Source organism: Capillimicrobium parvum, assembly GCF_021172045.1.
Taxonomy (GTDB): Bacteria; Actinomycetota; Thermoleophilia; order Solirubrobacterales; family Solirubrobacteraceae; genus Capillimicrobium; species Capillimicrobium parvum.
This window is the reverse complement of record NZ_CP087164.1, coordinates 571,566-591,134: the sequence shown is the minus strand read 5'-3', so window position 1 is coordinate 591,134 and position 19,569 is coordinate 571,566. Positions and strand designations below refer to the sequence as shown.

General features: G+C 71.3%; 20 protein-coding genes. 16 read left to right on the top strand and 4 right to left on the bottom strand.

The annotated features are described in order from the left end of the window. The first annotated feature begins 17 nt into the window (after positions 1-17). Both DSM104329_RS02895 and DSM104329_RS02890 read left to right on the top strand, forming a co-directional pair. On the top strand, positions 18-1,310 hold the full coding sequence (locus tag DSM104329_RS02895) for an NAD(P)/FAD-dependent oxidoreductase (RefSeq protein WP_259313895.1): 1,293 nt from the start codon (positions 18-20) through the stop codon (positions 1,308-1,310). A 5-nt stretch (positions 1,311-1,315) separates the two neighbouring features. Beyond that, positions 1,316-2,098, top strand: coding sequence for a gamma-glutamyl-gamma-aminobutyrate hydrolase family protein (locus DSM104329_RS02890; protein ID WP_259313894.1), 783 nt, complete (start codon positions 1,316-1,318; stop codon positions 2,096-2,098). Between the two features lie 6 nt (positions 2,099-2,104). On the opposite strand, the gene DSM104329_RS02885 is transcribed toward DSM104329_RS02890, so the two are convergent. After that, on the bottom strand, positions 2,105-2,893 hold the full coding sequence (locus DSM104329_RS02885; RefSeq protein ID WP_259313893.1) for an IclR family transcriptional regulator: 789 nt from the start codon (positions 2,891-2,893) through the stop codon (positions 2,105-2,107). Positions 2,894-3,236: 343 nt separating this feature from the next. Here DSM104329_RS02885 and DSM104329_RS02880 point away from each other — a divergent pair, with 343 nt between their 5' ends. Further along, complete coding sequence (locus DSM104329_RS02880; protein WP_259313892.1) at positions 3,237-3,602, top strand: STAS domain-containing protein; 366 nt, start codon at positions 3,237-3,239, stop codon at positions 3,600-3,602. A gap of 1 nt (position 3,603) precedes the next feature. Continuing rightward, positions 3,604-4,572: a 2-hydroxyacid dehydrogenase gene (locus tag DSM104329_RS02875; RefSeq protein WP_259313891.1), complete on the top strand. Its 969-nt coding sequence runs from the start codon at positions 3,604-3,606 to the stop codon at positions 4,570-4,572. A 74-nt stretch (positions 4,573-4,646) separates the two neighbouring features. Here DSM104329_RS02875 and serS read toward each other — a convergent pair whose 3' ends face one another. The 3 genes from serS to DSM104329_RS02860 all read right to left on the bottom strand — a co-directional run bounded on the left by serS (position 4,647) and on the right by DSM104329_RS02860 (position 7,117). After that, a complete protein-coding gene (gene serS / locus DSM104329_RS02870) occupies positions 4,647-5,897 on the bottom strand; it encodes a serine--tRNA ligase (RefSeq protein ID WP_259313890.1) in 1,251 nt (416 codons plus the stop codon). 5 nt (positions 5,898-5,902) lie between these two features. Then, positions 5,903-6,328: a c-type cytochrome gene (locus tag DSM104329_RS02865; protein ID WP_259313889.1), complete on the bottom strand. Its 426-nt coding sequence runs from the start codon at positions 6,326-6,328 to the stop codon at positions 5,903-5,905. Positions 6,329-6,664: 336 nt separating this feature from the next. Next, the gene (locus tag DSM104329_RS02860; RefSeq protein WP_259313888.1) at positions 6,665-7,117 is read right to left on the bottom strand and encodes a hypothetical protein; all 453 of its coding nucleotides are present in this window, start codon (positions 7,115-7,117) and stop codon (positions 6,665-6,667) included. A gap of 72 nt (positions 7,118-7,189) precedes the next feature. Between DSM104329_RS02860 and DSM104329_RS02855 the strand changes: the two genes are divergently transcribed. From DSM104329_RS02855 to nuoL, 12 genes are all read left to right on the top strand, one after another. Beyond that, positions 7,190-7,549, top strand: coding sequence for an NADH-quinone oxidoreductase subunit A (locus DSM104329_RS02855; protein WP_259313887.1), 360 nt, complete (start codon positions 7,190-7,192; stop codon positions 7,547-7,549). Then, on the top strand, positions 7,540-8,217 hold the full coding sequence (locus DSM104329_RS02850; RefSeq protein WP_259313886.1) for an NADH-quinone oxidoreductase subunit B: 678 nt from the start codon (positions 7,540-7,542) through the stop codon (positions 8,215-8,217). Before DSM104329_RS02855 ends, DSM104329_RS02850 begins: the two co-directional genes overlap by 10 nt. Continuing rightward, a complete protein-coding gene (locus tag DSM104329_RS02845) occupies positions 8,210-8,758 on the top strand; it encodes an NADH-quinone oxidoreductase subunit C (protein ID WP_259313885.1) in 549 nt (182 codons plus the stop codon). The genes DSM104329_RS02850 and DSM104329_RS02845 overlap by 8 nt, the downstream gene beginning before the upstream one ends. A 61-nt stretch (positions 8,759-8,819) precedes the next feature. Further along, on the top strand, positions 8,820-10,082 hold the full coding sequence (locus tag DSM104329_RS02840; protein ID WP_407655892.1) for an NADH-quinone oxidoreductase subunit D: 1,263 nt from the start codon (positions 8,820-8,822) through the stop codon (positions 10,080-10,082). 2 nt (positions 10,083-10,084) lie between these two features. After that, positions 10,085-10,927 (top strand): NADH-quinone oxidoreductase subunit NuoE family protein, encoded by an 843-nt coding sequence (locus DSM104329_RS02835; protein ID WP_259313883.1) that lies wholly within the window; start codon positions 10,085-10,087, stop codon positions 10,925-10,927. Between the two features lie 2 nt (positions 10,928-10,929). Next, complete coding sequence (nuoF, locus tag DSM104329_RS02830) at positions 10,930-12,246, top strand: NADH-quinone oxidoreductase subunit NuoF (RefSeq protein WP_259313882.1); 1,317 nt, start codon at positions 10,930-10,932, stop codon at positions 12,244-12,246. Further along, complete coding sequence (nuoG, locus tag DSM104329_RS02825; RefSeq protein WP_259313881.1) at positions 12,246-14,720, top strand: NADH-quinone oxidoreductase subunit NuoG; 2,475 nt, start codon at positions 12,246-12,248, stop codon at positions 14,718-14,720. Before nuoF ends, nuoG begins: the two co-directional genes overlap by 1 nt. Positions 14,721-14,828: 108 nt before the next feature. Further along, positions 14,829-15,854, top strand: coding sequence for an NADH-quinone oxidoreductase subunit NuoH (nuoH, locus tag DSM104329_RS02820; protein ID WP_259313880.1), 1,026 nt, complete (start codon positions 14,829-14,831; stop codon positions 15,852-15,854). Next, positions 15,851-16,387, top strand: coding sequence for an NADH-quinone oxidoreductase subunit NuoI (gene nuoI, locus DSM104329_RS02815; protein ID WP_259313879.1), 537 nt, complete (start codon positions 15,851-15,853; stop codon positions 16,385-16,387). Before nuoH ends, nuoI begins: the two co-directional genes overlap by 4 nt. Before the next feature lie 21 nt (positions 16,388-16,408). After that, positions 16,409-17,104, top strand: a complete 696-nt coding sequence (locus DSM104329_RS02810) for an NADH-quinone oxidoreductase subunit J family protein (protein ID WP_259313878.1) — start codon at positions 16,409-16,411, stop codon at positions 17,102-17,104. Between the two features lie 164 nt (positions 17,105-17,268). After that, a complete protein-coding gene (gene nuoK / locus DSM104329_RS02805; RefSeq protein ID WP_259313877.1) occupies positions 17,269-17,568 on the top strand; it encodes an NADH-quinone oxidoreductase subunit NuoK in 300 nt (99 codons plus the stop codon). After that, complete coding sequence (gene nuoL / locus DSM104329_RS02800) at positions 17,565-19,568, top strand: NADH-quinone oxidoreductase subunit L (RefSeq protein WP_259313876.1); 2,004 nt, start codon at positions 17,565-17,567, stop codon at positions 19,566-19,568. The genes nuoK and nuoL overlap by 4 nt, the downstream gene beginning before the upstream one ends. Position 19,569 lies beyond the last annotated feature (1 nt).

Sequence of the window (19,569 nt, the reverse complement as noted above, 5' to 3'; positions counted from 1 at the left end):
AACACAAGGATCGCAGCATGCCCACAGCCGTCCCCAGCTCCGTCTCCGTGCTCGTCATCGGCGCCGGCGTTCATGGCCTCTCCACCGCCTGGCATCTCGCGCAGGCCGGGGAGGACGTGCTCGTCGTCGACAAGTCCGGCGTAGCGTCCGGCGCATCGGGGATCGCCTGCGGCGTGGTGCGCAACAACTACTTCCAGCCCGCGATGAGCGAGCTGATGGCCGCGTGCGTGGAGATCTGGGAGGAGAACGCCGACGCCCTGCACTACCACCCCACCGGCTACATCGCGCTCGGGCCCGCCGCCCAGGAGCCGGATCTCGTCGAGGTCTTCGAGCGCCAGCAGCGCATCGGCTACCCCAGCGACCTGATCGTCGGCGAAGACGCGGTGTTCGAGCACATGCGCGGTGTCTATCCGGACTGGCGAGCGCGCGGCCTGACCGTCTGCCTGCACGAGCGCGCGGGCGGCTACGCGTTCAACCGCGAGTCCATGCACGGCCTGGCCGACAAGGCCCGCGAGGCCGGCGCCCGGATCGCGAGCGGCGTCGAGGTCACCGGCTTCGAGCTCGACGGATCCGGCGCCGTGACCAGCGTGCACACCAGCATGGGGGACATCGCGGTCGAGCAGGTCGTCGTTGCGGTCGGCCCGTGGATCGCCTCGCTGTGGGACATGCTGGGCCTGCCGGACCGCCTCGACGTCCACCAGCCCGACGGCGGCGTCGCTCGCGACGTGCCGATGTGGACCTACTGGTACCTGCAGGAGGGCGAGATCGCCGTCGACCCCGCCTCGTTCACCACGGCCGACGGGGCGTCCTCGCCGGTGTTGCACGTCGACTCCGACCAGCCTCTGCTCGCCGACGACGACCGCGTGATCACCACGGAGCCGTGGGGCATCTACGTCAAGCCCGACCGCGACACCGTCCAGGGCGGCGCCGCGCCCATCCGCCTCGGCCACACCTTCGAGGTCGACCCGTACCCCACCGGCAGCGTCGACCCCGGGTTCCCGGCCATGTGGTGTGCGGCGCTGTCGCACTGCCTCGAGCGCTTCGCCGGCACCCGTCCGTACTACCGGCAGGTGCGCTCGGGTGGGGCCGGCGCCTTCACCGCCGACAACTTCCCGGTCTTCGACCGCATGCGCGACAACGTCTACGTCGCGGCCGACTCCAACCACGGCTACAAGATGATCGCCGTCGGCCGCGAGATCGCCCGCGAGCTGCAGGGCGAGCACTCCACGCTCCTGGCCCCGTTCGCCTACCAGCGCTTCGCCACCGGTCAGCTGCACCCCGTCTCGCACAGCCCCTACCCCTGGAGCTGACGGCGGTGGCACCGGTCGACGACCCTCCGGCCATCGCGGTCACCACGGGCTTCACGGACTACGGCGACTACCTCGGCCTGGCGCTCAGCCGGCCTGTCGTCGCCGCCGGCGGCGCCCCGGTGCTGCTGCCCTACCTCGAGGACCCCGACGCGCGGGCGCTGGCCCTCGACCGAGCCGACGGGCTCCTGCTGGGCTTCGGGCGCGACATCGCCCCCGAGCGCTACGGCGCCCGCGCCCACCCCGCCCTGACCCCCATCTCGCCGCACCGGGACGCGTTCGAGCTCGCGATCGCGGCCGAGGCCATGGAGCAGGGGCTGCCCATCCTCGGGATCTGCCGCGGCATGCAGATCATCAACGTCGTGTGCGGCGGGACCCTGTACCGCGATCGCAGCGAGTACCCGGAGGGCGCACGCGAGCACCCCGGGGGCGCCTGGGACGTCTGGGACCTGGTGTGCGACGCGACGCTCGGGCGCGGCGCGATGCCCCGCCACCCGGAACATCCGATCACGGTGGCCGCCGACTCTGGCCTGGCCGCGGCGCTGGGCGAGCGGGCCGCCGTCAACTCCTACCACCACCAGGCGGTGCGCGAGCTGGGCTCGGGCGTGCAGGCGGTCGCATGGGCCGACGACGGGATCGTCGAGGCGATCGAGATGCCGGACGCATCCGCGCCGGTCCTCGGCGTGCAGTGGGAGCTGCAGGAGTGCTGGCAGGACGACGAGCGCTCCCTCGACGTGTTCGGCCAGTTCGTGGCCGCGGCGGCGAAGCGGCGCGCGCCGGCCGCGCGCTGACGGCGGTCAGACCGCGCGTCCGCCGAGTGCCGCCGAGAGCGCGGCGGCCGCCTCGCTCAGCGCGGGCAGGACGGCGCGACGACGGGCGTCGTCCAGACGCGTGGCCGGCCCCTGCACGCCGAGCACCGCCACCAGTTCGCCGGTGCGGCCGAACACCGGAGCGGCAAGCGCGTTGAGGTCGGGCTCCCGCTCACCGGCGGCCTCGCCCCAGCCGCGCTCGCGCACGCGCACGATCTCGGCCGCGAGCGCCGCCGGATCGACGATCGTGCGGTCCGTGTAGGCCTCGAGCGGGCCACCGGCGATCGCGTCCGCGCCGCCGCCGAACGCGAGCATGACCTTCCCGGCCGCCGTCGCGTGCGGCACGCTCGGGCGACCCACGCGCGCAGTACTCACCACGCTGGACTCCGCGGCGACGAAATCGACCGTCACCGCCTCCCGCTCGCCCGGCATGGACAACGTCGCCGTCTCGCCGGTCGTGGCGGCCAGGGCCCGCAGATGGGGGCGGGCCAGCTCACGGATGTCGAGGCGCGCGAGGACCCCGTCGGCCAGCGCCACGATGCGCAGCCCCAGCCGATACGGGCCGCCCGGCGCCCGCTGCACGAGGCCGCCCTGCTCGAGCGTCGCCAGGAGGCGCGATGCGGTGCTCGGGTTGACCCCGATACGGCGAGCGAGCGCGTTGACGCCGAGGCCGTCCGGCGCGGCGGCCAGCGCATCGAGCAGCTCGATCGCCCGAGCCACGGAGCCGACGGCCCGGTGCGATGTCGCGCTGGCGTCGCCGGCCGCCACGAGGGTCATCGCGCCGACCGCCGCCCCGCGGGCGACGGCTCGAGCACGGCGGTGGGTCGCGAGACAGCCGGCCTGCCGATCGTCGACCGGCGCGCGGACGGCGGGGCGGTGCGCGTGTGGACACCGGCGCAGTCGACCCGCGGGGCCTCGCCGTTGCCGGACACGGTGGCCATGAGCAGCGCAAGGCTACCGGCTGGTCGGCGACGGCACGCGCAGGAGCTCGACCTGCAGCGACCGCGACGGGGCGCCGCTGATCTTCCACCGGGGCGGTTCGAGGGCCCGGCCGAGCGCTGACGGGGGCATCGTCTGCCGCGGGGTGGCGGCGGTGAGGTAGCGTGCCCCTCGACCGCACATGACCGAGTTCCCGAAGCCCAAGTTCGACCTCACCCAAGAGGATCTCGCCGATGGCACGTACGTCCTCGCCGTCGCGGGCGAGATCCACGTGTCGACCGCGCCCGAGCTGTCGGACGCCCTCAGACGCGCCATCGATTCGGGCCGGACCCGGCTCGTGCTCGACTTCACCGAGGTGGAGTTCATCGACTCCACAGGCCTGAGCGTCCTGCTCAACGCGTTGCGCCGGCTGACGCGCAGCCAGGGCGCGCTCTCCCTCGTCTGCACGAACCCGACGGTCCTGCGCCTGTTCGAGATCACCCGCCTCGACTCGACCTTCGACATCGTGGCCACGCGCGACGAGGCGGTCGCACACGTGGGCGTCTGAGGTGGCTGCCCGCGTCGTGGTGACGCGCGCCGTGCCCGAGCCGGCGCTCGAGCTGCTGCGCGCATCGGCGGACGTCTGGGTGTCGCCGCACGATCGGGCGCTGTCGGACGACGAGCTGCGGGAGGCGGTGGCGGGCGCCGATGCGGTGGTGACGATGCTGCACGACCGGGTCGACGGGGCGCTGCTCGACGCGGCCGGCCCGAAGCTCCGGGTCGTGGCCAACCTCGCGGTCGGCTACGACAACGTGGACGTGGCCGCGGCGTCGGCGCGGGGCGTGGTCGTGACGAACACGCCGGGCGTGCTGACCGACGCGACCGCCGACCTCGCGATGGGGCTGCTGCTGGCGGTGACGCGCCGGCTGGGCGAGGGCGAGCGGCTGCTGCGGGCGGGGACGCCGTGGGACTGGGCGATGGACTTCATGCTCGGCAGCGGGCTGCAGGGCAAGTCGCTGGGCGTCGTCGGGCTCGGCGCCATCGGGCGGGCGACGGCGCGGCGGGCGTGGGCGTTCGGCATGGAGATCGCCTACACCCAGCGCCATCGGGCCGAGGCGGCGATCGAGGCCGCGCTCGGCGGGGCGCGGTTCGTGGAGCGCGAGGAGCTGCTGGCCTCGGCCGACGTCGTGAGCCTGCACTGCCCGCTGACGGCCGAGACCCACCACCTGATCGACGCGGCTGCGTTGCGCGCGATGCGGCCGACCGCCTACCTGGTCAACACGGCGCGCGGCCCGGTGGTCGACGAAGCGGCGCTCGTGGAGGCGCTGCGCTCGCGCGTCATCGCCGGGGCTGCGCTCGACGTCTTCGAGCACGAGCCCGAGGTCCATCCCGGCCTGCTCGAGCTCGACAACGTCGTGATCGCGCCGCATCTCGGCTCCGCGACCGTGGAGACGCGCAACGCGATGGCGATGCTCGCCGCCCGCAACGCGCTCGCCGTGCTGGCCGGCGACGATCCGCCCACGCCCGTCAAGCCGTAGCGAGGCGCCCACTCCCACGCCCATCGAGCGTCGACTTCCTCAGCCTGAGGCTGAGGAACTCGACGCTCGGCACGTCAGGTGGCGGGCGGGAGCTCCGCCGGCGCCCCGTAGGGCACGAGCGCGGCGGGCAGCTGGACGCTGCCGTCCTCGCGCTGACCGTTCTCGAGCAGGGCGATGATCGTGCGGCCGACCGCGACCGCGGTGCCGTTGAGGGTGTGCGCGGCGACCGGACGCCCGCCGCCGTCCGACCGCACGCGGATCTCGAGCCGGCGCGCCTGGAAGTCCGTCGTGTTCGAGCAGGAGGTCAGCTCGCGGTAGGCGCCCTGGCCCGGCAGCCACGCCTCGAGGTCGAACTTGCGCGTCGCGCTGGCGCCGAGGTCGTTCACCGCGATGTCGACGATCCGGTAGGGCAGCTCGAGCTCGCCGAGGAGCTCCTCCTCGATCGCGAGCAGGCGCTCGTGCTCGGCCGCGCCCGCCTCCGGCGTGGCGAACACGAACATCTCGACCTTGTCGAACTGGTGCACGCGGAAGATGCCGCGCGTGTCGCGGCCGGCGGCGCCCGCCTCGCGGCGGAAGCACGACGAGAAGCCGGCATAGCGCAGCGGCAGTGCGTCCGCCTCGAGGATCTGGCCGGCGTGCAGCGAGGCGAGCGGCACCTCGCTCGTGCCTGCGAGGTAGAGCGGGTCGTCGGCGAGCCGGTAGATCTGCTGCTCGGTGTCGGGCAGCATGCCGGTGCCGAACAGGGCCTCCTCGCGCACGAGGACCGGCGGCACGACCGGCTCGTGGCCGTGGCCGCGCAGCTTCTCGAGCGCCCAGCGCACCAGGGCGAACTCGAGCATCACGAGGTCGCCCTTGAGGTAGGCGAAGCGCGAGCCGGCCACCCGGGCGCCGGCCTCCATGTCGATCATGTCGCCGGCGAGCTCGAGGTGGTCGCGGCCCGTCCGGCCTGCGGCGCCGACCTCGCGCAGGACGGTGTCCTCATCGGGCGCCTGCGGTGACGGCGGGTTGGGCAGCGTCGCCATCGCGGCGTCGAGCCCCGCCTCGATCTCGGCCAGTTCGGCGTCGAGCTGCTTCTCGCGCCGGCCGACCTCCCGCATCGCGGCGATCGCGTCCGCGGCGTCCTCGCCGGCGCGCTTGGCCGCCGCGATCGCCTCCGAGGCGGCGTTCTTGCGGGCGCGCAGCGCCTCGAGCTCGGGCAGCACGGCGCGGCGGCGCTCGTCGAGCGCGAGCACCTCGTCGAGGCGCTTGTCCGAGCCGTCGCGGCGACGGGCCAGCGCGGCGCGCACCTCGCCGGGCTCAGCGCGGAGCCGACGCAGGTCGAGCACCGGAGCTACTCCCCGGAGTTCTCGGAGCCCTGCGACGCCGCGGCGGACGAGTTGGCCCCGGAGTACTTCGCGAGGAACTCCGCGACGTCCCGGGCGTCCTTGCCGACCACGATGTTCTGGGGCATGATCGCGCCGGAGAACCCGCCGTTGTGGATCGCGTACAGCACCTGCTGGACGGTCTCCTTGCGCTGGTTGAAGTTCGGCCCGTCGACGCGCTCGCGGTCGCGCACCTTGGTGGCCGAGCCCTCCGCGGCGGCGGAGTCGAGCGTGTGGCAGCCCGAGCAGCGCTCGTAGAAGAGCTGCGCTCCGCGGTTGACGCCCTCGGAATTGCTTGCGCTGTCCTCCACCTTCGCCTCGCCGCACGCGGCGACGGTCCCGGCGGCCGCGAGGACCGCGGCGAAAGCGACGAGCTTGCGGTGCTTTGAAGCCATGCGGGGGCGGATCATACGCAAGCACGTAGGAGCACGGCCCTCGGCGGCGAAAACCACGATCGTCCCCGGCGCCGGCCGATCCCTGAAGGCCGCAATTGGCGTATCGGCGATCCGCGGCCGCGAGGAACGGCGGCAACCGCGGCCGGCGCCGGGAACCGAACTTCCGCCGGGGCCGCCCGGCCCGCGCCGCTGCGCGTCCGCGGGCGGACGCGGCGGGACGTGCGCCGGGGCCGCCCGGCCCGCGCCGCTGCGCGTCCGCGGGCGGACGCGGCGGGACGTGCGTCACCTTTGTCCCGAGGGGTGGGCAGAAAGTGACGCACGTCCGGTCGCGGCGCCTCAGAACCCAGCAGCCGTCGTCGCCGCCCGCACCAGCAGGAACGCCATCGCCGCGGCGCTCAGCGCCATGACCCCCATCTCGCGCCGCACGATCTGCAGCACGACCGAGCGCTGGTCGGCCGCCGGGAGGCCGCCGACCGCGCTCGCGTCCTCGAGCCCCCGCGCGTCGAGGACGGTCTGCGCGCTGGCCAGCCGCAGCTGCTCAGCCACGAACGCGACCGCGATCGGGACGAGCACGTACACCCAGAACAGGCCGTCGTCGGGCTTGTGGCCGGCGAGCACGAGCACGCCGCACAGCAGCGCGAACGCCAGCGCCGCCGCCTGCCCGGCGCGCAGCAGGACCCAGAAGACCCGGCTCGGCTCGACCTGCCACCAGCGCCAGGCGCCCCACAGCGCCGCGGCGAGGTTCACCCCGCCGGCCGCCCACGCCGCCGCAACGACGACCTCGTTCATCTCGCGTTCATCTTCGTCACTAGTGGCACTAAGTAACAACATCGCACAAGCCCCTGCTATAACCCGGAGCCCGTGCTTCGGTCCTATCTGCCCGCGATCGTCTTCCTGGTGCTCGGCGGCGCCATCGGCGGGCTCTTCGTCTACATCAACGCGCTGCTCGGCCCGAAGGGCAAGGCGCGCAAGGACACGACCGAGCCGTACGAGTGCGGCCTGCCCTCCGAGGTCAAGAGCGGCTTTCGCTTCGGGATCAGCTTCTACATGATCGCGATGCTCTTCATCCTCTTCGACATCGAGGTCATCTTCCTGTTCCCGATCGCGGTTCGGCTGCGCGACTTCGGGACATTCGCGATGTACGAGACGATCACGTTCATCGCGCTGCTGACCGTGGCCTTCGTCTACGTCTGGCGCCGGGGCGCCCTCTCATGGAGATAGTCCGCCAGAAGATCGCCGACCCCGCGGACTTCCGCGCCCGCGGGATCCGTGCCCGCGACGCCCTGCGCGGCGACCTCGAGGGCGCCGACCTCGACAAGTACGTCGAGGAGCGCGTGCTGACCACGACGCTCGACAAGGCGCTCAACTGGGCCCGCGGCAACGCGCTGTTCCCGGCGACGTTCGGGCTCGCCTGCTGTGCCATCGAGATGATGTCCGTCGTCGGCGCGCGCGTGGACATCGCCCGCTTCGGCGCCGAGGCGTTCCGCGCCTCCCCGCGCCAGGCCGACCTCCTGATCCTGTCCGGGCGCATCAGCATCAAGATGGCGCCGATCGTCCGCCGCATCTACGACCAGATGCTCGAGCCGAAGTGGGCGATCGCCATGGGCGCCTGCTCGTCGTCGATGGGCGTCTTCAACAACTACGCGATCGTCCCGGCCGACAAGTTCATGCCGGTCGACGTGCACGTCCCCGGCTGCCCGCCCCGGCCCGAGGCGCTCATGCATGGCATCCTCAAGCTGCGCCAGATGATCCAGGACGACCCCGCGATGGGCTGGCGCGACCGCTACGAGGCGCGCGGCACCGAGGAGATCGTGGGCGACCTCCAGGACCCCGGCGCCGACGCCGCGGTGAACGTGCTCAAACGACCCCCGGGCTCCGCCGGTGCCTGACGCGACCGGCCTGGAACTGCTCGCGGGCGACCTGCGCGAGGCGCATCCCGACGCCGTCCTGGGCACGCTGCACTTCCGCGACAAGGGCGCCATCGACGTCGCCCCGGCGCGCATCCGCGCCACCCTGCAGTTCCTCAAGGACAGGGGCTTCTCGTTCCTCGCGTCGGTGCACGGCCTCGACTACTACCCCGAGGAGCCTCGCCTCGGCGTGCAGTACGAGCTGCTGAACATGTACGAGTACGACCGCCTGACCGTGCGCCTGCGCGTCCCGCTCGACGCACCGAACGTCGAGTCCGTCACGCCCGACTGGCCGACCGCCAACCACCAGGAGCGCGAGGTCTACGACATGTTCGGCGTGATCTTCGACGGTCACCCGGACCTGCGCCGGATCCTCATGCCCGAGGACTACGAGGGCCACCCGCAGCGGCGCGACTTCCCGATCGGCGGCGAGCCCGTCCTCTTCACCCACCAGCAGGCCGACGACCTCGACTACACGATCGGCGTGGACCGGCCCCACAAGGGAAGCGAGACGCCCGCGTGAGACCCCGCGGGTCCTCACACACCCACGCTTCGACCCGGCGGGAGCGCTCTTCGTGAGCGACGTGACGACCACCACCATCGTCAGCGATTACCGCAAGCGCGAGGAGTCGATCGACCTCGCGCCGATCGAGCAGCAGCTCGGCGAGTACCACGGCGGCGAGCAGGAGCTGCTCACGCTGAACATGGGACCGCACCACCCCGCCACGCACGGGGTCCTGCGCCTGCTGACGACGCTCGAGGGCGAGGTCGTCCGCGACGTCAAGCCGATCATCGGCTACGTCCACACCGGCATCGAGAAGACCGCCGAGCAGAAGAGCTACTGGAAGGTCATCCCCGTCCTCGAGCGGATGGACTACCTCGCGTACTACTTCAACGCGCAGGCGTTCTGCGGCGCGGTGGAGACGCTTCTCGATCTCGAGGTCCCCAAGCGCGCCCAGTACCTGCGCGTCATCCATCTCGAGCTGTGCCGGATCATGAGCCACATGGTCTGGCTCGGCACGTCCGGCCTGGACCTCGGCGCGATGTCGATGTTCTGGTACTGCTTCCGCGAGCGCGAGACGATCCTCGACCTCTTCGAGCAGTCCTCGGGCCAGCGCATGCACACGCGCTACATCCAGGTCGGCGGCGTCATCGAGGACATCCCGGCCGGCTTCGAGGCCAACTGCCGCACGTTCCTCAAGCGCATGCCGAAGGCGGCCGACGACTTCCAGGCGCTGCTCTCCAAGAACGAGATCTTCCTCAACCGCATGCGCGACGTCTGCCCCGTCGACGCCGAGACGCTGCTCTCGCTGGGCGTCACCGGCCCGTTGCTGCGCGCGGCCGGCAACCCGTGGGACCTGCGCAAGGCCTCGCCCTACTCGAGCTACGAGGACTTCGAGTTCAACATCCCGATCGGCACCAAGGGCGACAACTGGGACCGCTACGCCGTGCGCGTCGCGGAGGTCTACGAGTCCTGCCGGATCATCGAACAGGCCCTCGACGGCCTCCCCGAGGGCCCGCACATCGCCGACGACCGCAAGGTCGTGCTGCCGCCACGCCATGAGCTGGCGACCTCGATGGAGGCGCTCATCCACCACTTCAAGCTGGTGACCGAGGGCTTCCGCGTCCCGCCGGGCGAGGTCTACTACCCGATCGAGGGCCCGCGCGGCGAGTACGGCGTCTTCGTGCGCTCCGACGGATCGAGCAAGCCCGCCCGCGTCCACATGCGCGATCCGTCCTTCGTCAACCTCCAGGCCGTGCGCCCGATGGTCCGCGACGCGTACATCGCCGACTTCATCGCCACCCTCGCGATGCTGGACCCGATCCTCGGCGGTATCGACCGATAGCCATGCAGGTCCCGCGCTACGCACATGGGTCCCGCGTGCCCGGATGGGACGACCCGGTCGACCTCACGAAGGACCCGGCGCCGATCCCCGACCCGGCGACGACGCCGGTCCCCGACGACCTGCGCGCCCAGATCGAGGCGGCGATGGCCAAGTACCCGGACCGCCGCTCCGCCGTGCTGCCGGCGCTCTTCGCCGCCCAGCGCCTGCACGGCTGGTGCTCGCCCGAGGCGATCGACCAGGTCGCCTGCGTCATGCGCCTCACGCCGGGGTACCTGACCGCGGTCGCCACGTTCTACGACATGCTCGACACGAAGCCGGTCGGCCGCCATCGCGTGTACGTCTGCACGAACATCTCGTGCTCGCTCAACGGCGCCGACGAGCTCTACGAGCGCCTGCACGACGCGGTCGGCGACGACGACCCGGACATCAACCTGCGCCACTTCGAGTGCCTCGGCGCGTGCGACATCGCGCCGATGGCCTCCGTCGACGGCGTCTACGTCGGCCCGATCGAGCTCGACGAGGTCGACGAGCTCATCGCCGACGTCCGCGGCGGCCGGCCGCCACTCGAGCGCAAGCAGCTGCGCTACCGGCCGTACGCCGAGTCGCTGCCGATGGACAGCGGCGCGCGCGACCAGGCGGCCGGGATGCCGCACGCCGCGACCGCCGACGCCTCGCTGCCGCCCGCGCCGACGAGCTACGGCGCCGAGATGGCGGCCCCCGATCGACGGGTCGGCGATCCGGACCGGTCGAGTGGGGGGACGACGCAGGGTCGTGACGCGCCCGGCCCGACCGCGCCGATCGAGCAGGCGCCCGAGCAGTTCGACGAGCGAGAGGATCCCGCCTGACCATGGCCGACAAGCTCCTCTTCCGGGACATCGACGAGCCCGGCCTGAACACGATGGACGTCTACCGCCGCCGCGGCGGCTACGAGCAGCTCAAGCGAGCGCTCGGCATGCCGCGCGAGGCGGTGCTCAACAACCTGCTGGCGTCCGGCCTGCGCGGCCGCGGCGGCGCCGGCTTCGCCATGGGCAAGAAGGTCAGCTTCCTGCCCAAGGGCGCGATGGACATCTACCTCTGCTGCAACGCGGACGAGTCCGAGCCGGGCACGTTCAAGGACCGCGAGATCATGCAGAAGAACCCGCACCTGCTGATCGAGGGGATCATCATCGCCTCGTACGCGGCGGGCGCGAACAAGGCGTTCATCTACATCCGCGGCGAGTACGTCCTGCAGGCCGACATCCTCGACGCCGCCCTGGCCGAGGCCGAGGCCGCCGGCTTCCTGGGCGAGCACATCCTCGGCTCCGAGCACTCGCTCAGCCTCGTCGTGCACCGCGGCGCGGGCGCCTACATCTGCGGCGAGGAGACGGCGCTGCTCGACTCGCTCGAGGGCAAGCGCGGCAACCCGCGCCTCAAGCCGCCGTTCCCGGCCAACCAGGGCCTGTACCAGGGGCCGACGCTGATCAACAACGTCGAGACGCTCTCCACCGTCCCGTTCATCATCAAGATGGGCGGCGAGGAGTACGCGAAGCTCGGCACCGAGACGTCGACCGGCACGAAGCTCGTCTCCGTCTCCGGCCACGTGCGCCGGCCCGGCAACTACGAGATCGAGCTCGGCGTGTCCTCGCGCGAGATCATCTACGGCCTCGCCGGCGGCCCGCCCGAGGGGCGCGACGTCAAGCTGTGGTTCCCGGGCGGCTCGAGCTCGCCGGTCCTGACGAAGGACGACCTCGACCTCGCCTACGACTTCGACACGATGGCCAAGGCGGGCTCGATGCTCGGCTCCGGCGCGATCATCGTGGTCGACGACTCCACCTCCGTCGTCGACGTCGCCTACAAGACCGCCTACTTCTACCGCCACGAGTCCTGCGGCAAGTGCACGCCCTGCCGCGAGGGGACGAACTGGACCGTGAAGATGCTCGAGCGGATGAAGGCCGGCGAGGCCACGCCCATGGACCTCGACATCATGGCCTCCGTCTGCACGAACATCATCGGCCACTGCCTGTGCGTGCTGGGCGACGCGATGGCGATGCCGATCGGCTCGATGGTCGAGAAGTTCCGCGACGAGTTCGAGGCGTACATCGAGGCCCGCCGGGTGGAGGCCGATCTCGCCACCGCCGCGTTCCCCGAGCCGGAGCTGCCGCTCATCCAGGGGGCTGTGGCGTAGTGCCGCGTCCTGAGATCAAGACGATCACCTTCTCGATCGACGGCCGCGAGGTCCAGGCGCCCGAGAACATGATGCTCGTCGACGCCGCCAAACACGGGGACGTCGAGATCCCCGTCTTCTGCTACGAGCCGAAGCTCGGCCAGCCCGTCGGCGCGTGCCGCATGTGCCTCGTCGAGATCGAGGGCATCCCGAAGTTGCAGACCGGCTGCTCCACGCCGGTCAAGGACGGCATGGTCGTCCACACGCAGACGCAGCGCGTCCACGAGGCCCAGCAGGCGGTCGTCGAGTTCCTGCTGATCAACCACCCGCTGGACTGCCCGGTCTGCGACAAGGGGGGCGAGTGCCCCCTGCAGGACATCTCCTTCGGCTGGGGCGGCGGGCGCTCGCGGTTCATCGAGCCCAAGCGCCACTTCCAGAAGCCGCTCGAGCTCAGCCCCCTCATCGCGATCGACCGCGAGCGCTGCATCCTCTGCTACCGCTGCGTGCGCTACTCGCAGGAGGTCGCCGAGGACTACCAGCTGGTCCTGCAGGAGCGCGGCGCCGACACGTACGTCGCCACCTTCGACGGCCACCCGTACGTCGCGCCGTTCAGCGGCAACATCATCGAGCTGTGCCCCGTGGGGGCGCTGACGAGCCAGCCCTACCGCTTCCGCGCGCGCCCGTGGGACATCGAGGGCTCCGGCACGACCTGCAACCTGTGCCCGGGCCAGTGCAACGTCACGCTGACCGTCCGCGACGACCGCGTCCTGCGCGTTCTCGCGCGCGACAACCCCGAGGTCGACGACGGGTGGCTGTGCGACCGCGGCCGCTTCGCCTACCAGTCGGTGCACGTCGACGAGCGCATCACTCGCCCGATGGTGCGCGACGGTGGCGAGCTGCGCCCGGTCTCGTGGGAGCGGGCGTTCGAGGAGGCCGCGAAGGGCCTGCAGCGCGCCGGCCACCGCGTCGGCGCGATCGCCGGCGGCGGCACGACGAACGAGGAGGGCTTCCTCCTCCAGCGCGTCGTGCGCGAGGCGCTCGGCTCGCCGCATCTCGACTCCCAGCGGGCGCCGGTCGCGCGCGAGGAGCTCGCCGCGCTCGCCGATCCGGCGCTGCAGGCGACCGTCCCCGACCTCGAATGGGCCCATGCCGTCGTCGTGCTCGACACCGAGCCCGTCGACGAGATGGCGATCCTCGACCTGCGCATCCGCAAGGGCGTGCGCCGTAACCGCGTCAAGCTCGTCGTCGCCTCGGCACGCCCGTCGTCGCTCGACGCGAACGCCGCGCTGTCCGTGCGGTTCGCCCCCGGCGGCGGCCGCGCCTTCGCCGCCGAGCTGGCCGCCGCCGCGCGCGGCGAGGCCGACCCGGGCAACGACGCCCGTGCCGTTCTCGAGCTGCTGCAGACCGCCGGCGAGGACGTCGTTGTCCTCGCCTCCGAGCGCGTGGGCGGCGTGCTCGCGCCCCTCGCCGACGCCCTCGGCCTGCGCGGCCGCGACGGCGCCGGCCTGCTCGTCGTGCCCTCGTCGGCCAACGGCCGCGGGCTGCGCGAGATCGGCGTGCTGCCGGACGCCGGCCCCGGCCTGCACCCGGTCGAGAAGCCCGGCCACGACTCCGCCGGCATCGCCGCCGCCCTCGAGTCCGGCGAGCTCGTCGCCGCGTGGCTGATGGGCGTCGACCCGCTGCGCGACTTGCCCTACCGCGAGCGCTGGGACCAGGGCCTCGAGCGCGCCTCGACGGTCATCGCGCACGCCTCGTTCCTCACCGCCGGCATCCGCGAGCACGCCAACGTCGTGTTCCCCGCCGAGGCCTACCCCGAGAAGGACGGCACGCTGACGCACCCGGACGGGCGCATCCAGCGCGTGCGCCCGGCGATCGGCCACCAGGGCGAGGGCCGTTACACGTGGCAGGTCCTCGCGGAGCTCGCCCAGCGCCTCGGCCTGAACACGCGCGTGATGACGGCGGGCATGGCGCTCGGCCAGATCGCCGAGGCCGTCCCCTTCTACGCGGGCCTGACCTACGACGAGATCGGCGGCCGCGGCATCCGCTGGCAGGAGCGCCCCGCGGCCTCCGCGTTCCCCGTGCCGGCCACCGCGGTGACCCCCGGCCCCGCACCCACGCCGCCGGCGGCCAACGGCCGCCTGCGCCTCGGGACCTTCCGCTCCATCTGGGCCTCGCCCGAGGTCGAGCACTCGCCCGCGCTCATGTTCCTCGTGCCGCGCCAGCGCATCGAGATGTCCCCGGTCGACGCCCAGAGCTTCGGCGTCACCGAGGGCCAGCGCGTCACGGTGACGACGAACGGCAGCTCGGTCGACGCCACCGTGGCACTGCGCCAGGCGATGCCGCGGGGCTCGGTCTTCCTGCAGGACGGCCTCGAGGACGGCTCGGCCAGCGAGCTGACCGGCCCGCTCGTCGACGTGCGTCCCGCCCGGACGCCCGCCGGTGCGGCGCCCACGAACGGGGTCGGCGCGGGCGCGGCGGCGGAGGCCGCTCGATGAGACCCTGCGGGTCGTCATCCACGACGGTCACGGCCCTGCGGGAGGCCGCTCGATGAGACCCTGCGGGTCGTCATCCACGATGGTCACGGCCCTGCGGGAGGCTGCTCGATGACCGTGTTCGCCGACGTCTTCTACTACGAGCCGTGGTGGATGCAGATCGCCAAGTCGCTCGTGATCTTCTTCGTCGTCTTCAACATCGTGCCGATGCTCCTGCTTGCCGAGCGCAAGCTGCTCGGCCGCCTGCAGGGCCGCTACGGCCCGAACCGTGTCGGCCCGTTCGGCGCCGTCCAGGCGCTCGCGGACATCGGCAAGCTGCTGGGCAAGCAGCAGTTCCGCCCGCGCACGAGCCAGGCGTTCCTGTTCATCATGGCCCCGGTCCTGTCCGTGGTGGCCGCGGTCGGCGCGATCGCGATCATCCCGTTCGGGCCCGTCGTCAACATCTTCGGGACGCCGACCGGCCTCTACGGCATCGACGTCTCGATCGGCCCGCTGTTCGTCTTCGCCCTCGGCGCGATCGCCTTCTACGGCCTCATGCTCGGCGGCTGGGCGTCCGGGTCGAAGTACTCGTTCCTCGGCTCCATGCGCGCCGCCGCCCAGCTCGTCTCCTACGAGGTCGCCCAGGGCCTCGCGATCGTCGGCGTGGTCATCACCGCGCAGTCGCTGTCGCTCGTGAGCATCGTCGAGGGGCAGGGCGGCATGTGGTACTTCATCCCGCAGTTCGCCGGCTTCCTCGTCTTCCTGCTCGCCGCGTTCGCCGAGACCAACCGCGCGCCGTTCGACCTCACGGAGGCGGACGCCGAGCTCGTCGGCGGGTACAACACCGAGTACGGCGGCGGCCGCTTCGCCAGCTACTACATGGCGGAGTACCTGAACATCGTCATCGCCTCGCTGCTGATGGTGACACTGTTCTTCGGCGGCTGGCACATGCCGTTCGGCATCCACCCGCCGGAGTGGGTCTTCCCGTTCGTCGTGCTCGGCAAGACGCTGTTCTTCCTGTACTTCTTCATCTGGGTACGCGGCACGCTCCCGCGCCTGCGCTACGACCAGCTCATGAGCCTGGGCTGGAAGGTGCTGCTGCCGATCGCGACCCTCAACGTCCTCGTCACCGCGATCCTGGTGGTTACCGTCGGATGACCCCTCCGTACGACCCCGGCGACGTCGTCACCGTCGTGCGCGCCCCCAGCCCCGGCCCGGCCGGCGGCATGTACCGCGCGTTCGGCGAGACGCTGCGGGGCCTCAAGACGACGTTCAAGCGCCAACTGGAGCGCCCGCAGACGATCCAGTACCCAGAGGAGAAGGTGCCGGTCTACCCGCGCTTCCGCGGGCGCCACAAGCTGCACCGCTTCGAGGACACCGGTCTGGAGAAGTGCGTCGGCTGCTCGCTGTGCGCCGCCGCCTGCCCGGCCGACTGCATCCGCGTCGTCGCGGCCGAGAACACGCCGGAGCACCGCGTCTCGGCCGGCGAGCGCTACGCGGCCGTCTACGAGATCAACCTCTCGCGGTGCATCTTCTGCGGCTACTGCGAGGTCGCGTGCCCGTTCGACGCGATCACCATGGGCCACGACTACGAGATGTCGGACTACGACCGCTCGGACCTCATCTTCACGAAGGAGATGCTGCTGGCCGAGCCCCTCGACCGCACGCCTCTGCGGCGGGAAGGCGAGTAGCGTCCCGCCGGGTCCGGAGCCATGTCCGAGTTCTTCTTCTTCCTGACCGCCATCCTCGCCATCGGCGGCGCGATCGGCGTCATCACGCTGCGCAACCCGTTCTTCAACGTGCTGGCGCTCGTGTGCCACCTCATCGCGCTCGCCGGGCTGTTCCTGCTGCTGCGCGCCGAGTTCGTCGCGTTCGCCCAGGTGATCGTCTACGCCGGTGCCGTCATGGTGCTCTACGTGTTCGTGGTCGCCTACGTCGGCGGGCAGGACGAGCCGTTGCACGCGTGGGACGGGCCGGGTCAGAAGGGCATCGCGGCGCTGTTCGGCGGCCTGCTGTTCGTCGAGCTCTGCATCGCGATCCTCGGGACGGGCCTGAAGGCGGTCAGCGGCCACGGCGCGCCGTACGAGGCCGGCTTCGGCAGCCCTGACCAGATCGGCGAGCTGCTACTCACGCGCTTCCTGTTCGCCTTCGAGGCCGCCTCGGTGCTGCTGCTCATCGCCGCGGTCGGCGCGGTCGTGCTGGCGCGCCGCCGGGGCGGCATCCACGAGGGCGAGCAGCGCCTGTCGTTCACCGACTTCATCCGGCCCATCGGCACGGGCACCATGCACGAGGGCGTCCAGGGCACGACGGGCACGCCCGCGCACGAGCCCGGCCGCGACGAGAGCGCGCCGAGCAAGCCGGAGCGGGTCGGCATAGGCGCGGCGCCGGACGAGGGGGTCCGGCCGTGAGACCCTGCGGGTCCTCACCCACCACGGCTTCGACCTTCCGTGAGGTTGCATCGTGAGACCCTGCGGGTCCTCACCCACCACGGCTTCGACCTTCCGTGAGGTTGCAGCGTGAGACCCTGCGGGTCCTCACCCACCACGGCTTCGACCTTCCGTGAGGTTGCAGCGTGAGCCTCGACTGGTACCTCGTCGTCTCGGCGATGATCTTCTGCATCGGCGCCGCCGGCGTCATCACGCGGCGCAACCCGCTCGTCGTGCTGCTCTGCCTCGAGCTGATGCTCAACGCCGGCAACCTCGCGCTGATCACCTTCAGCCGCATGTGGGGCAACGGCGACGGCCAGGTCTTCGCGATCATCGTCATGGTCGTCGCCGCATGTGAGGTCACGGTCGGCCTCGGCGTGATCGTCGCGATGTACCGCCGCCGCCTGGCGATCGACGTCGACGACCTGCGGGAGCTGCACGGATGACGGACTTCGCGTGGCTGGTCCTGGCGGCTCCTCTCGCCGGGATGATCATCATCGCGCTCGGGTTCAAGGTCTGGCCCGGCCGGCTCGCGGGCTGGATCGGGACGCTGGCGATCTTCGCCTCGTTCGTGCTGGCCGTCATCACGTTCCTCAAGCTGCAGGACGCCGACGAGCACCACAAGCAGGTCGCCTCGACGCTGTTCGACTACGCGAACACGGTGGGGGTCGACGCGAAGCTGACGATCCTCGTCGACCCGCTGTCGGTGATGATGATCCTCGTCGTCACCGGCGTGTCGACGCTGATCCACCTCTACTCGGTCACCTACATGAACCGGGACGAGGGGATCTCGCGGTACTTCGCGTACCTGAACTTCTTCGTCTTCTCGATGCTGCTGCTCGTCCTGGCGGGCAACTTCTTCATCCTCATCATCGGCTGGGCGTTCGTCGGCGCCGCGTCCTATCTGCTCATCTCGTTCTGGTACCGGCGCAAGACGGCGACGAAGGCGGGGATCAAGGCGTTCGTCATCAACGTGGTCGGCGACATCGGCCTGACGCTCGGCACGTTCTTCATCTTCAAGCACACCGGCACGCTCGACTTCCTCGGGACGTTCTCGCAGGCCGGCGACATCGGCACGAACAACGGCGACCTCGTCGCGGGATGCGTGCTGCTGCTGGTCGGCGCGTTCGCGAAGTCCGCGCAGGTCCCGTTCCACACGTGGCTCGCGGACGCTATGGAGGGCCCGACGCCCGTCTCGTCGCTGATCCACGCCGCGACGATGGTCACCGCCGGCGTCTACCTCATCGCCCGCATGTGGCCGCTGTACGAGGTCACCCCGGCGGCCGCGAACGTCGGCGCCATCGTCGGCTGCGCGACGCTGATCATCGCCGCGACGATCGCCCTCGCCCAGACCGACATCAAGCGCGTGATCGCGTACTCGACGATGTCGCAGATCGGCTACATGATCATGGCCGTCAGCTCCGGCGCCTACGCCGCGGGCATGTTCCACTTCATGACGCACGCCTTCTTCAAGGCGCTGCTGTTCATGGGCGCGGGCTCCGTGATCGGCGCGATGGCCGGCGTGCAGGACATGAACAAGATGGGCGGCTTCCGCAAGGTGCTGCCGTTCACGTTCATCACGATGCTCGCGGGCGCGCTCGCGCTGTCGGGGATACCGCCGTTCTCCGGCTTCTTCTCCAAGGACGAGATCCTCGCCGACGTCGCGCAGCGCGGCGGCTTCCACTGGATCCTGTTCGTCATCGGCTACATCGGCGCGTTCATCACCGCGGTCTACACGTTCCGCATGATGTTCCGCGTGTTCGCGGGCAAGCGGGTGGCCGAGGCCGAGGAGCTCGCGCACGGCCATCTGGCGCACGCCGAGGTCCATCGCAACCCGACCGACGGCGAGGTCGAGGACACCGACGTCGGCTTCCCGGGACCCGAGCACTACATCGCCGAGCGCGCCATCCCGATGAAGATCGCGATGGGCATCCTCGCGATCCTCGCGACGATCGCCGGCGCGCTGCAGATCCCGACGGTCACCGATGCGATCCACAAGTTCCTGACGCCGACGTTCGAGGGCTCGAAGTACTACGAGTCGCTCAACCCGTCGAACAGCTTCACGTTCACGTTCATGGCGGTCGGCGCGGTGCTCGGCCTGCTCGGCATCCTCCTGGCCTGGCAGATCTGGGTGCGCCGGCCGGGGACGTCGGCCCGCATCCAGGCGCGCTTCCAGCCGGTCTACACCTTCCTGTGGAACAAGTGGTACTTCGACGAGCTGCTCGACGCCCTGTTCGTCAAGCCCATCGCCTGGATGGGCCGCTTCGCCAACCAGACCTTCGAGCGCCTCGTCATCAACGACGCGATCGTCGGCGGCACCACGATGCTCGTGCGCGCCGGCTCCGCCGCCGTGCGCGCCGCGCAGTCCGGCCTCATGCGGTCCTACGCGGCCGTCCTCGTCCTCGGCGTCGGCGGCGTCGCCCTCTACTTCCTGCTCCAGAGCTAGC